The organism is Nocardia sp. MDA0666 (genome assembly GCF_003023875.1).
Lineage (GTDB): Bacteria > Actinomycetota > Actinomycetes > Mycobacteriales > Mycobacteriaceae > Nocardia > Nocardia aobensis.
Window position 1 is genome coordinate 1 of sequence record NZ_PYHT01000012.1, and the last position, 13,262, is coordinate 13,262.

Annotated in this window: 13 protein-coding genes; 8 read left to right on the top strand and 5 right to left on the bottom strand. The window is 69.1% G+C overall.

The window, feature by feature from the left end; all coding sequences use genetic code 11:
* The 3 genes from C8258_RS17900 to C8258_RS17910 all read right to left on the bottom strand — a co-directional run.
* The coding region (locus C8258_RS17900) for a hypothetical protein (RefSeq protein WP_106956295.1) at positions 1-253 on the bottom strand (253 nt) is incomplete at its 3' end.
* A gap of 92 nt (positions 254-345) precedes the next feature.
* A complete protein-coding gene (locus C8258_RS17905) occupies positions 346-1,158 on the bottom strand; it encodes a trans-aconitate 2-methyltransferase (RefSeq protein WP_106956167.1) in 813 nt (270 codons plus the stop codon).
* A 110-nt stretch (positions 1,159-1,268) separates the two neighbouring features.
* Positions 1,269-2,336, bottom strand: a complete 1,068-nt coding sequence (locus C8258_RS17910) for a ParA family protein (protein ID WP_106956168.1) — start codon at positions 2,334-2,336, stop codon at positions 1,269-1,271.
* Between the two features lie 144 nt (positions 2,337-2,480).
* Between C8258_RS17910 and C8258_RS17915 the strand changes: the two genes are divergently transcribed.
* Positions 2,481-3,143, top strand: coding sequence for a phosphate uptake regulator PhoU (locus C8258_RS17915; RefSeq protein WP_106956169.1), 663 nt, complete (start codon positions 2,481-2,483; stop codon positions 3,141-3,143).
* A 64-nt stretch (positions 3,144-3,207) separates the two neighbouring features.
* Here C8258_RS17915 and C8258_RS17920 read toward each other — a convergent pair whose 3' ends face one another.
* Positions 3,208-3,765 (bottom strand): RNA 2'-phosphotransferase, encoded by a 558-nt coding sequence (locus tag C8258_RS17920; protein ID WP_106956170.1) that lies wholly within the window; start codon positions 3,763-3,765, stop codon positions 3,208-3,210.
* 105 nt (positions 3,766-3,870) lie between these two features.
* On the opposite strand from C8258_RS17920, the gene C8258_RS17925 reads away from it, so the two are divergent.
* Positions 3,871-5,379, top strand: coding sequence for a leucyl aminopeptidase (locus tag C8258_RS17925; protein WP_106956171.1), 1,509 nt, complete (start codon positions 3,871-3,873; stop codon positions 5,377-5,379).
* A 57-nt stretch (positions 5,380-5,436) separates the two neighbouring features.
* Here the strand turns inward: C8258_RS17925 and C8258_RS17930 are convergent, their stop codons facing one another.
* A complete protein-coding gene (locus C8258_RS17930; RefSeq protein ID WP_106956172.1) occupies positions 5,437-5,787 on the bottom strand; it encodes an oxidoreductase in 351 nt (116 codons plus the stop codon).
* Positions 5,788-6,198: 411 nt separating this feature from the next.
* Between C8258_RS17930 and sucB the strand changes: the two genes are divergently transcribed.
* From sucB to lipA, 6 genes are all read left to right on the top strand, one after another.
* The gene (sucB, locus tag C8258_RS17935) at positions 6,199-8,004 is read left to right on the top strand and encodes a 2-oxoglutarate dehydrogenase, E2 component, dihydrolipoamide succinyltransferase (protein WP_106956173.1); all 1,806 of its coding nucleotides are present in this window, start codon (positions 6,199-6,201) and stop codon (positions 8,002-8,004) included.
* A 32-nt stretch (positions 8,005-8,036) separates the two neighbouring features.
* The gene (locus C8258_RS17940) at positions 8,037-8,936 is read left to right on the top strand and encodes a TIGR01777 family oxidoreductase (protein WP_106956174.1); all 900 of its coding nucleotides are present in this window, start codon (positions 8,037-8,039) and stop codon (positions 8,934-8,936) included.
* 257 nt (positions 8,937-9,193) lie between these two features.
* Positions 9,194-9,862 carry a 2OG-Fe dioxygenase family protein gene (locus C8258_RS17945; protein ID WP_106956296.1) on the top strand — a complete coding sequence of 223 codons (669 nt, stop codon included), beginning with the start codon at positions 9,194-9,196 and terminating at the stop codon, positions 9,860-9,862.
* Positions 9,863-9,866: 4 nt separating this feature from the next.
* Entirely contained in the window at positions 9,867-11,396 is a 1,530-nt protein-coding gene (locus tag C8258_RS17950; protein ID WP_106956175.1) for an MFS transporter, read from the top strand.
* Positions 11,397-11,465: 69 nt separating this feature from the next.
* The gene (locus tag C8258_RS17955; RefSeq protein ID WP_269750177.1) at positions 11,466-12,017 is read left to right on the top strand and encodes a GNAT family N-acetyltransferase; all 552 of its coding nucleotides are present in this window, start codon (positions 11,466-11,468) and stop codon (positions 12,015-12,017) included.
* Positions 12,018-12,091: 74 nt separating this feature from the next.
* Positions 12,092-13,102 carry a lipoyl synthase gene (lipA, locus tag C8258_RS17960; RefSeq protein ID WP_036500035.1) on the top strand — a complete coding sequence of 337 codons (1,011 nt, stop codon included), beginning with the start codon at positions 12,092-12,094 and terminating at the stop codon, positions 13,100-13,102.
* Positions 13,103-13,262 lie beyond the last annotated feature (160 nt).

Consider the following 13,262-nt stretch of genomic DNA (forward strand, 5'->3'; position numbering starts at 1 on the left):
GCCCCGACGGCGGGCAGGGCTTACCGTCGGCGCCGGTGGGCGGGGGCAGCGGCTTGCCGTCCACACCCCGCGGCGGCGGCAGCGGGCGACCGTCCGGGCCGGTCGGCGGCGGCGGGCAGCCGTTCTGAGCAGCCGACGGGTCGAGAGCCTGATGCTGTGCCGGAGCGAGCGGAGCCGCCGCCGCCCGACCGGCCGTCAGGCCGAAGCCCGCGATCGCGGCGCAGGCGAGAAGTGTGGCCGTAGTGCGTGTCATGGGCGAATCCTTGTCTCGAAAGATGTTGTCCGTCATGGGTTTGGACGCTCCCGAGTCGACGCAGTTCCACCGCACCGGCGATGTGAGTCAGCTCACAGCCGAGCGGTGGTGAGGACCATGGTGGCGTACGGCATCGTGAAGCCGCCCCCCATCGCGTCGATGGCCTCGCCGACGCCTGCGAGCACCTGATCCACCACCTCGGCCGGAGCTCGCGTCAGCGCGCCCTGGGTGGGCATCTGATCCAGCCACTCGTCACGGGTATAGCGGTGTTCCCAATCGAAGCGCCACCGCTGTACGTCGCCGAATCCGCCGGCATCGCGAATTCCGTTGGCGGAGTTGACGAGTATCGGCTCGTAGGGGTCCACCGCCCGGTCGGGACGGGCCGGCGGACGGAAGGGCGAATCCGGGAGCAGCCGGCGGTAGACCTCGGCGAAGGCCTCGGCCACGGCGGGCGGCAGTTCGAAAACGTGCCAGAACAATGCCAACCGCCCGGACGGGCGCAACGCTTGTGCCGCCTTGCGCGCACCCTCGACCGGATCGATCCAATGCCACGCCGTACCGGACACCACCGCATCGAAGACGCGCCCGGCCGGATCCCACTCCTCCAGCCGGGCCACCTCCACCTGCAGTCCGTCGCGGCGCGCGAATTCGGCCATCCGGGCGTCGGGTTCGACACCCAGCACGGTGCAGCCCGCGGCACGGAACTGCCGCGCTTCGATGCCGGTGCCGCAGCCGGCGTTCAGGTAGTTCGCGCCCGGGCTCGACGCGACGATGCGGTCGATCATCGCTTGCGGATAGGGCGGGCGGGTGCGGTCGTATCGGGCCGGATCGATGCCGAAGGATTCGCCGGTCGACCGGCGCTGGGCGGGCGTGATCGCGGGTGCGGTGGGTTCGGTGGAGGACATGCGGCAACGGTAGGTCCGGCGATGTCATTCGTCAACCATCGGTTGACGATGTTCTAATCGTCAATGCATGATTGACGCGACGGTCGTATCGTTGCTCGTGTCTGCGGTCCTCACCGTCCCCACGCGAGGGTTATCCGCGTCGTCGCGAGGAAGTCCGCCGTCAGTTCGCGCAATGCCAGGAACTGCCCGCCCGTCCCGTATTTCCTTCGCAGACTTCCGAAATCGGTGAACGCGGCCGCGGCGGCGATCTGATTGGAGTCGGGAATGCGGGTCGGGAACAATCGCGGCAGGGTGCGATTGGCCTGCAGAATCTCCAGGGTGGTGCGGTGGACCGCGGACGAACGGCGGTACTTGGTGACGACGACGCCGAGCTCCTCCAGCGGATCGCCCCAGCGTGCGGCGAGGTGGCGCAGATGCGCCTGCACCGGCGGAATTCCATAGGTGGACATGATGTCCGGGATGGTGGGGATCAGATAACCGTCGGACAGCCGCAGGCCGTTCTGGGTGATCGGGCCGAGATTCGGCGGACAGTCGACGAGGACGTAGTCGTAGTCCTCGAGTACGCCCGACAGCGCCCGGGCCAGCACCGTGGTGGGTTCGCCCTGCCGCAGCGCGGGCATCTCGTCCTGCAGCGCAATCAGTTTCGGCGAGGCGGGCAGCAGATCGACGGTGGTGACCGCATGCATGGGCGACACCTCGTGCTGAATCAGCGCGCGCACATCGGGAGCGGGGCGCCCGCCCAGAGCGGCGGCGAAGATCGCGGCCAGCGTACGGTCACCGGAATCCAGTTCCATCGCCCGGTTTTCGCCGACCATCATCGCGGTGAGATTGGCCTGGGGATCCAAATCGATCAGCAGGACCCGCTTGTCGAATTCGGCGGACAGGATTTCGGCCAGCGCGGCCGTGGTGGTGGTCTTACCCACCCCGCCCTTCAAGTTGAACGTCGCCACCACGTACGGCCGTGAGCGCCCCGGCGTGCGCTCGGCCTCCCAGATCCGTTGCGGCCGTTCCAACCGCAGAACACGGCCGGCCCGGGTGCGCCCCAGCCAGTCGAATCCGTCCTCGTCGGCCGCCGCATTCGCCGGCTGCGCCGCACCGAGCGAATCCACCTCGACCGATCCCGTGCGCTGCCCGGATGTTGTCTCGCTTCGTAACTCCACCAGCCCGAGACCCTCCATTCACACAACCGTCGGCACGGTGCGCTACACCTTAATGATCGACACCCGCTGCGGCACTGCACGACACCGGCCCGCGAGGCGGATATTCGATGACTTTTCCTGCGATATTGCACGTTCGGCCCGGCGGGCGGCGAAGATACCAGAGTGCGAACGAAATTCTCCTCCGAACTCGCGGCGCTCTCCGACGAGCTCGCTCATATGGCTCGGTTGGCACACGAGGCGGCCGAACGCGCCGCGGTGGCGATCGAGAACGCCGATCTGACCGCTGCCTACGAGGTGTTCGCGCTGGAGGAGAGAATCCAGACCGAGCACGCCAAATGCGAGGACCGGTCGGTGATCCTGCTCGCCCTCGAGGCGCCCGTCGCGCGGGATCTGCGCAATGTGGTGACCGCCATCCAGATCGCGGAGGATCTGTCCGGCATCGCGGGCGGGCTCAGCCGGGTGGCCGACGGTGTGGTGCGGAAATTCCCGGAACCCGTGGCGCCCGAGGACATCACGCATCAACTCTCGGCGATGGCCGCGGCGCTGGTCGACCTCACGGCCGCGGCCATCGCGGTGATCTCGGCCCAGCAGGTGGAACCGGACACCACCCTGATTCCGCCGGATCCGGCGATCGAACAGCTCCAGCAGCAACTGCTGCGCGCGGTCGCCGACGACGGCTGGCAGCACGGCAATGCGATGGCGGTCGAAACAGCGCTGCTGGCACACCATTTCGAACGCTGCGCCGCGCACTGCGTGCGGATCGGGCGGCTGATCCGGTTCTTCCACACCGGCGTACCGCTGTCGGCGCAGACCGACGAGGAGTGAGCGGAACGTACACGCGGGCAGGAGTACGCACGCCACATCGGGCTCCGACGCAGCGGTTTCGAATTCAGTCGGCGGAATGTCGCATCGCGAGATATTGCGGCAGGACCGCATCCACCAGCCAGACTCCGTTGCCGGTGCGGTAGAACGACTGCCCGTCGCGATACATCCGCTCGGCCGCGACGTCGAAGACCACCGGGCGGCCGTGCCGGCCACCCACCGTGCGTGCGGTTTCCACATCCGCCGACAGGTGGACCGCATGCCGCCACATCGGGCGCAGCCCCTCCGCCATGATCACATCGACCAGGTGCTCGGCCGTGCCATGGAACAGGATCGACGGCGGTTCCGTCGCGGTGTAGCCCAGATCGACGGGGATGGAATGTCCCTGCCGGGCGCGGATCGACGCCCCGGTCTCGTCGAATTCATAGCGCTGCTTGTTGTTCCGCGCGACCACCGCGTCCAGGTCCTCGCGGGTGATCGTGGTTCCGGCCCCGTTCGCCTGCCGCAGCAGTACGTCCACCCGCACCCAACCCGCGGCGTCCAGTTCCAAGCCGATCCCCTGCGGATCGTGCCGCAACCACTTCGACAGGCGCTTCGACAAGCGCACCAGTTCTCGATCGTTCATAGTCATCCACCACCACGATCGCACGGCGCCCGGCGCGGCACCAGCGAATTCCGGCCGCGTCGCTCCCGCCGATGGCCCCGAACCCCACCCCAGTAACCTGGGCGCATGACAGCTGTTGCAGATCGTTCACTCGGCCCGGAACTGGCACGTACCGAGAGCATCGGCCCCGATACCGATGTTCTCGTGGTGGGACTTCTGTCCACCGACGACGGGCCCGTGATCGCCGCGGCCGACGTATTCGACGCGGTGCTCGATGCCGGCACCCGGGAGCAGTTGCTGGCATCGCTGCTGGCCGTCGGCGCGAAGGGTAAGGCCGAGGAACTCACGCGGATCCCGGCGCCGGACGGGCTCGGCGCGACCAGCGTGCTGGCGGTCGGACTCGGCGGGCGCGACGCGCTGGACGCCGAGCAGATCCGCAAGTCCGCCGGTGTGGCCGCCCGCTCGCTCGCCGGCACCGCCACGGCCGTCACGACGCTGTCCGGACTGGATCTGGGCGCCGCCGCCGAAGGTTTCTATCTGGGCGCCTACACCTTCACCACGTTCAAGTCCGACAAGTCCGCACCCAAGCCGGCCGAACAGCCGCTGCAGCGCGTCGAATTCCTCGTCCCGACAGCCGATTCCGGCGAGGACGAACTGTTCCGCGCCCAGGCCGTCGCCGAGGCGGTGGCGACCGCGCGCGATTTCGTCAACACTCCCCCGAACGCCCTGTTCCCGGCCGAATTCGCCGAGCGCGCAGCCGAATTGGCGCGGGCGGCCGGACTCGACGTGGAGATCCTCGACGAGAAGCAGCTGGAGGCGGGCGGTTACGGCGGCATCGTCGGCGTCGGCAAGGGCTCCTCGCGCCCGCCGCGACTGATCCGCATCACCTATTCCGGCGGCGATACGAAGGTCGCGCTGATCGGCAAGGGCATCACCTTCGACACCGGCGGTATCTCCATCAAGCCGGCGGCCAATATGGAGAATATGACCTCCGATATGGGCGGCGCCGCGGCGGTCATCGCGACCACCCTGGTCGCGGCGCGACTCGGACTGCCGATCACGGTCACCGCAACGGTGCCGATGGCTGAGAACATGCCCTCGGCAACCGCCCAGCGTCCCGGCGATGTGCTCACCCAGTACGGCGGCACCACGATCGAGGTCATCAACACCGACGCCGAGGGCCGGCTGATCCTGGCCGATGCGATCGTGCGCGCGGGCGAGGACAACCCGGACTACCTGATCGACGTCGCGACGCTGACCGGAGCGCAGATGGTCGCCCTCGGCACCCGCACCCCGGGCGTGATGGGCACCGAGGAATTCCGCGACCGGGTGGCGCGGCTGTCGCAGGAGGTCGGCGAGAACGGCTGGCCGATGCCGCTGCCCGCCGAATTGCGCGCCGACCTGAATTCGAAGGTCGCCGATATGGCCAACGTATCCCCGCACCGCTGGGGCGGCATGCTGGTCGCGGGGACCTATCTCAAGGAATTCGTGCCCGAGGGTGTGCAGTGGGCGCATCTGGATGTGGCGGGCCCGGCCTACAACACCGGCGGGCCGTTCGGCTACATCGGCAAGGGCGGCACCGGTGTTCCTGTGCGCACGCTGGTCGCGGTGTTGACCGATATCGCGGGAAAGTAAGCGGCACAACAGCATTCGGGATCCCGGTCGGCGGCGCTCATAGTGGCCGACCGGGACCTACTCCGCGGGCAGATCCCGGAGATCGGCCTCCAGTGCCCGCTTGCGCTCGATGCGTTTGCGGGCGTCGTAGTCGCGCATGCGCTGTGGGTAGCCGGTGCGGCCGACGTCGTAGACGGGAACCCCGAGGCGGCTCGACAATTGGCGCGCGCCGCGCTCGCCCACGACTCGGCGCGTCCATTCCCCATCGGCGGCGATAAGAATCGCTGTGACATCGGTCACTGTCGTCTTGGGTTCGATATACGCCTCGACACCCCCGTGGGTGCGCACCCAGTCGGCCAGATAACGAATATCGGAGGCGTCGGCGCCTCTGCCCGCGCGGCCGCCGCGGAAACGATCGAGCAACCCCACGGCCGCCTACCTCCTGGTCGAATGTCGGGTGCGTGCGCTCCCGATCTATCGATAGTGCCAGCTGTCGGGCATTTCGGGCGCACGCCCAGCTCCCTGGAGGACACCGTGTCCGAACCCCGCGGCTCCGCGCGGGGTGTCGAACCAGACACGCCGAGCCGGACGCTCGACATCGAGGCAGCTCTCCGCAGCGGCGCGGATGCTGTGATGTCGCCACGGGCCCGCCGACCGCCCGCCCTGTGGTACGTATCGCAACGGCGAGTGCAAGGATGGAGAACCGGAACAAGAACCGCACGGATCTCCGGTGCCACAGGAATGTTCGGTGGCAGTCGGGTGCTCGCCGCGACCCGCGGCGCGTCCCGCCGAGAGACGAACTGTTGTGAACCCGTCGAGCAGTTAGAGGAGTCAACGGACATGGCCTTCTCCGTCCAGATGCCAGCTCTTGGTGAGAGCGTCACCGAGGGCACTGTGACCAGGTGGCTGAAGCAGGAAGGAGACACGGTCGAGGTCGACGAGCCCCTGCTCGAAGTGTCCACCGACAAGGTCGACACCGAAATCCCGTCCCCCGCAGCGGGTGTGCTCACCAAGATCGTGGCCCAGGAAGACGACGTCATCGAGGTCGGCGGCGAACTGGGCGTGATCGGCGACGCCGGCGAGGCGTCCGCGTCCGCACCCGCCCCGGCACAGGAGGCACCGGCCGAATCCGCGCCCGCGCAGGAAGCGCCCGCCCAGCAGACCCCCGCGCAGGAGGCTCCCGCGCAGCAGCCCGCGCCCGCCGCGCAGTCCGGCGGTGCCGCCGACGGCACTCCGGTGAAGATGCCGGAACTGGGTGAATCCGTCACCGAGGGCACCGTCACCCGCTGGCTCAAGCAGGTCGGTGACCAGGTCGAGGTCGACGAGCCGCTGCTCGAGGTCTCCACCGACAAGGTCGATACCGAAATCCCGTCGCCGGTGGCCGGCACGCTGCTGGAGATCAGCGCGAACGAGGACGATGTGGTGTCGGTCGGCGGTCAGCTCGGCGTGATCGGCAGCGGCTCGCCCGCCGCCGCGCAGTCCGCGCCCGCCCCGGCTCCGGCGCCCGAGCAGCAGCAGGCCCCCGCCCAGGAAGCGCCCGCGCAACAAGCCCCCGCCCAGCAGGCGCCGCAGCAGCAGGCTCCTCAGCAGGCGCCGGCCAAGCAGGAAGCGCCCGCGCAGCCGGCCCCGGCCCAGCAAGCTCCTGCCCAGCAAGCTCCGGCGCAGCCCGCGCCCGCCGCCACATCCGGCAACGGCGAATCCCCCTACGTCACCCCGCTGGTCCGCAAGCTGGCCCAGGAGAACAACGTCGATCTGTCGACGCTGAAGGGTTCCGGCGTCGGCGGCCGCATCCGCAAGCAGGATGTGCTCGCGGCGGCGGAGGCCAACAAGGCCCCGGCCGCTCCGCAGCCCGCCGCCGCGCCGGCCGCTGCCGCTGCCCCCGCCGCGCCGTCGGCTCCCGCCGGCGCCCGTCCGCAGCTGCAGGCACTGCGCGGCACGGTCCAGAAGGCCAACCGCATCCGGCAGATCACCGCCACCAAGACCCGCGAATCGCTGCAGACCACCGCGCAGCTGACCCAGACCCACGAGGTCGACGTCACCAAGATCGCGGCGCTGCGGGCCAAGGCCAAGAGCGCATTCGCCGATCGTGAGGGCGTCAACCTGACGTTCCTGCCGTTCTTCGCGAAGGCCGCCGTGGAGGCGCTGGGCGTGCACCCCAACGTCAACGCCTCCTACAACGAGGACACCAAGGAGATCACCTACCACTCCTCGGTGCACCTGGGCATCGCCGTCGACACCGAGCAGGGTCTGCTGTCGCCGATCATCCACAACGCCAGCGACCTGTCGCTGGCCGGGCTGGCCCGCGCCATCGCCGATATCGCCAACCGCGCCCGCACCGGCGGCCTCAAGCCGGACGAGCTGGCCGGTGGCACGTTCACGATCACCAACATCGGCAGTCAGGGCGCCCTGTTCGACACCCCGATCCTGGTTCCGCCGCAGGCGGCGATGCTGGGCACGGGTGCGATCGTCAAGCGCCCGATCGTGATCTCCGACAACGGCAGCGAGTTCATCGGCATCCGCTCGATGTGCTACCTGCCGCTGACCTACGATCACCGCCTCATCGACGGCGCCGACGCCGGCCGCTTCCTGACCACCATCAGGCACCGGCTGGAGGAGGCTGCGTTCGAGGCCGATCTCGGTCTGTAAAACGCTGCGCGACACGACGATTCGGTGACGACATGAAAGTTGTGATCGCCGGTTCGTCCGGACTCGTCGGGACGGCGCTGGTCGCCGCGCTGCGCCGGGACGGGCACGAGGTGGCCCGCCTGGTGCGCCGTCCCGCCGCGGCCGAGGACGAGTTCAGCTGGGATCCGGTGCGGGCGCAGGTGCCCGCACCGGCTCTGCGCGCGGCGGATGCCGTGGTCAACCTGTGCGGCGCCGGACTCGGCGCGCGGCGCTGGAACGGCAGTTACAAACAGCAATTGCGCGACAGCCGCATCGGCCCGACCGATGTGCTGGCCACCGCGGTCGCCGCCGCCGGCGTGCCGACGCTGGTGAACGCCAGCGGCGTACATTTCTACGGCGGTGACACCGGCGACCGGGTGATCACCGAATCCGATTCCGCCGGAACGGGTTTCCTGGCGACGCTGTGCCGGGACTGGGAGGCCGCCACCCAGCCCGCGGTCGACGCCGGGGTACGGGTGGTGCAGGTGCGCAGCGCGGTGGTGCTGTCGCGCCACGGCGGCATGCTGGCCCTGTTGCGGCCGCTGTATTCGATCGGCCTGGGCGGGCGGCTGGGCAGCGGGCGCCAATATCAGCCGTGGATCTCACTCGATGACGAGGTCGCCGGCATCTCGTTCGTCCTGACGAATTCGTCGGTGCGCGGACCGGTCAACATGGTCGGCCCGGCGCCGGTGACCAATGCCGAATTCAACCGCGCGCTGGCGCGGGCGCTGCGTCGTCCGGCGCCGTTCATCGTGCCCGCCGTCGCCTTGCACGCCGCGGTCGGCGAACTGGCCCAGGAGGCGATCCTGCGCGGCCCGCGCGCGATTCCCACCGTGCTCGAGGACGCGGGCTACACCTTCCGCCACGAAACCATCGGACAGGCGCTGGCGTCGGTGATCGGCGACGACCGCTGATCGACCGCCGGCCGCGCTGGTGTTCCCCGGCCACGCCGCCGTACGCTCGAATGGCGTAATCGGCTCGGTCGCTGTCCGGCCTCCGGCACCTCGCGAGAAGTCGCACAACGCAAGCCGGCGGCAATCGGGTCATCGCGCGAAGAAGGTGACCGGTGGTGGCACAGACGGCTCCCCAGGCTTCGCCCGGGCCGCAGACGCGCTCGGCTTTCGTCCCGGCGGCGGCCCGGCAGGCCCTGCTGCACGACGGTGTTCACCTCATGCCCGCCGCCGTCACCATGTCGTGTCTGGGCGTGGGCGAACGAGCATGGGCCCACTTCCGCACACACTGGGACTCCCTGAGCCCGGACGGGTACGCCTCCGAGCGGGGAACCCGCAGACTGCGGCGTTACGGCCGGTTCTCCTTCTCGGCAGCGACCGGGCAATTCCGTCGGCTTCCGCAGGAATACTTCGTGCAGCCGGAGGCCACCAATCCGCTCTACATCGGCAGAGACCGCATCTTCGAGCCCCTGACGGATTCGTTCGTCGCCGCACCGGTTTTCGGGGCTGTGCTGCGGCTGCTCGGGCGATTCGCGACGACACTGGACGGCCCGCCGGAGTGGACCGTGAGGGTGCACCCCTTCCGAGTCGTCGCCTCGACCGACGCGCGGGGGCTGCCCACGCCGGAGGGCCGGCACCGCGACGGTGTCACCCTGGTCGCGTCGCTGCTGATCGGGCGGCAGAACGCCACGGGCGGGGCGAGTTCGGTCTTCGACACCGACGGCGGCCAGTTGGTGACGACGACGCTGAGAGAGCCCGGAGATCTGCTGCTGGGAGACGACCGCCGCACTCTGCACAGCGTGTCGCCCCTGTCTCCGGTGGACCCGAGCCGGCCTGCCTACCGCGACGTGCTGGTCGTGACGTTCGCCCCGAGACCGCACGGGAGGTGAGGCGATGGTGCCGCCACGGTCAGCGACGGATACGAAGATCCTGCCGATCATCGTCGGACTGGCCTTCGCCTTCACCATCACGGTGGTGGACCCGCTGGTGCTCAGCCTGAACCTGCCGCAGGTGAGCCGCGCTCTCCACGTTCCGCCGCATCTGGTCGGGCTGCTGGGCGGAACCGCGACGCTGGTGATGGCCGCCGCCGTCCTCGCCGCGGGCAACCTCGGCGACGCCTTCGGACTCGAGCGGCTGCTCACGCTGGGGCTGATCGTCGTCACGGTCGCCGACGTGTTGTCCGTCTTCTCCCTCAGCTTCGGATTCCTGCTGGGGATGCGAGCTCTGGCCGGACTCGGCATGGCCACGCTGCTGGGCGGGCCCCTGGCCATACTGAAAACGTCGGTGCCGGAAAGCAAGCGGGCGGCGGCCATCGGCATGCTCATGGCCGTCGAAATGGTCCTGTGTGGCGTCACCCCCGCACTCACGGGCTGGGTGGTCGCGACCGCGGGCTGGCGGTTGCTGTTCCTACTCACTCCGCTGCTGGCCGTGGTCTCGCTCGTGCTGACCGCGCGCTACGTCCCGGAGGCTTCTCGGACCCAGCGCCGACGGCTCGACGTCGTCGGGATCAGCCTGTTCGGGATGACACTGACGACCCTCGTCATCGGCCTGGCGGCAGCGCAGAACGGGATCACCCGCCCGCAGACCTGGCTGACACTGGGGATCAGCGCGACCGCCGCCCTGCTCTTCGTCCGCCACGAACGCCGTGCCCGCGAGCCCGCTCTGGACCTGGCACTGTTCGGCAGCTCCGGATTCTGCGTGGCATTGACGGCGGCCCTCACGCTGAATCTGCTTGCCGCCGGGCTCGGTTTCGTCCTCGGGCAATTCGGCAGTGTGGTGCTGGCGTTGTCCCCCGAAGCCATCGGCCTGCTGTATCTGCCCGGCACCCTGCTGATCGCCGGGGCGGTCGTTTTCGCGGGCCGCGTGGTCGGCAAGACCACGCCGTGGCCGGCGATGATCACGGGTCTGTTGCTGCTGGCGGCGAGCGGATTGTTGCTGGCGGCTACCGCGAGCCCCACGATGGCGCTGTGGCTGCTGGTGGCGGTCGTCTGGCTGTGCAACCTGGGATCTCTGGTCACGTCCGTCTCGGTGTCGGAGGCGGTCCTCGCCGAAGCGCCACCCGGGCACTCCGGGACGGTCGCCTCCACACAGCTGGCCTTCGGCATGATCGGCTGCGCGTTCGGGCCCACCGTCTATCTGCTGTTGTTCCAGGTCTTCTTCCGGCAGGCGTGGTCGGCCGACGCCGAGGCCCGTGGCATGGCGGTAACGCGCGCCGAGCAGGCCGTCGACGCGGTCCGCAGCGGCATGGCGCTCAGCCCGGGCAGTACCTACGATCCGAATCTGCTGCGGCAGACCAGCGGCCTGGAGTTGGGACTCGACGTCGCCGGCGGATTGCGACTGACCATGCTGACCGTCAGCATCCTGCCGCTCGTGGTGGCGGGTCTGACCTGTCTGCTGCCGCTGCGCCGGAAGCCGCGGAGGTAGACGCACGTCACCCCGCACCCGCGACCGAGTCGGCTCGCCGCCGCCGCTGGTTGCGGATAGTTTGAGGCGGTGACCGATATCCCATCGGGTGGACCGCGCATTCGCGATGCCGAGGAACGCGACATCCCCACCATCCTCGCCATCCACAACGACGCCGTGGCCGAGACGACCGCCATCTGGGACACCCAGCCGGTCGACCTCGACGATCGCCTGCAGTGGTGGCGTGACCGGGTGGCTGCCGGATATCCGGTGCTCGTCGCCATCATCGACGGTCAGGTGGCAGGATATGCCAGCTACTCGCAGTGGCGGCCCAAATCCGGCTATCGGTACTGCGTGGAGAATTCGGTGTACGTCTCGGAGCGGTTCCAGCGCCGCGGCGCGGCGACCGCGCTGCTGACGGCCCTGCTGGGGCGGGCCGAGGAGTCCGGGCGGGTGCACACCGTGATCGCGGCGATCGAAACCTCCAACAAGACCTCGATTCTGCTGCACGAGAAGTTCGGCTTCCGGATCGTCGGCCAGCTGCCCGAGGTGGGTCACAAGTTCGGCGGCTGGATGGATCTGACCTTGATGCAGCGCACGCTGCCGGGCCCGATTTCGGCGGGCGTAGAGTCGTTCGAGTGACCTCCGTCGATACCCCGACATCGAACAGCGGCCCGGCACACACCGCCGCGCCGGCCACGTCGTCCTCCGATTCCCTGGTACGGGAATCGGGCGGTCGCAAATTGCTTCGCATCGAGGCCCGCAACGCGCAGACCCCGATCGAACGCAAGCCGAAGTGGATCCGCACCCGCGCCACCATGGGCCCCGAGTACTCCGAGCTCAAGGGCCTGGTCAAACGCGAAGGGCTGCACACGGTCTGCGAGGAAGCGGGCTGTCCCAACATCTTCGAGTGCTGGGAGGATCGCGAGGCCACCTTCCTCATCGGCGGCGAACAGTGCACCCGCCGCTGCGATTTCTGCCAGATCGACACCGGTAAGCCCGCCGCGCTCGACCGCGACGAACCGCGCCGGGTGGCCGAGAGTGTGCAGGCGATGGGCCTGCGGTATTCGACGATCACCGGTGTCGCGCGCGACGACCTCGAAGACGGCGGCGCCTGGCTGTACGCCGAAACCGTGCGCGCCATCAAGCAACTCAACCCGCACACCGGCGTGGAGTTGCTGATTCCCGATTTCAACGCCGAACCCGATCAGCTGGCCGAGGTGTTCTCCTCGCGGCCGGAGGTGCTGGCGCACAACGTCGAGACCGTGCCGCGCATCTTCAAGCGGATCCGCCCGGCATTCCGCTACGAGCGTTCGCTGGCGGTGCTGACCGCGGCCCGCGAGGCCGGTCTGGTCACCAAGTCGAATCTGATCCTCGGCATGGGCGAGACCCCCGAAGAGGTCACCCAGGCGATGCGTGACCTGCACGAGGCCGGTTGCGACATCCTCACCATCACCCAGTACCTGCGGCCCTCACCGCGCCACCATCCGGTGGACCGCTGGGTGAAGCCGGAGGAATTCGTCGAACATTCCCGCGTCGCAACCGAACTCGGCTTCGCCGGCGTGATGGCGGGGCCGCTGGTGCGCTCCTCCTACCGCGCCGGCCGGTTGTACGCGCAGGCGATGGCGCATCACGGGCGGGAGATCGCACCGGAGATGGCGCATCTGGCCCAGGAGGGCTCCGCGAGCCAGGAGGCGAGCTCGGTCCTCGCCCGATTCGGCAGCTGAACCGAACCTCAGCCACCTCGTAGCGACCGGCCGAATTCTCCTTCGGCCGGTCGTTCGTCGCATACGGGGTGCGGATTCACCACGGATGGGGTGCGGATCCCCGGAACGGGTGACACAGCCGCGCGCCGGTGGGAAGCTCGAAGCAACCGCACGTGTCGAC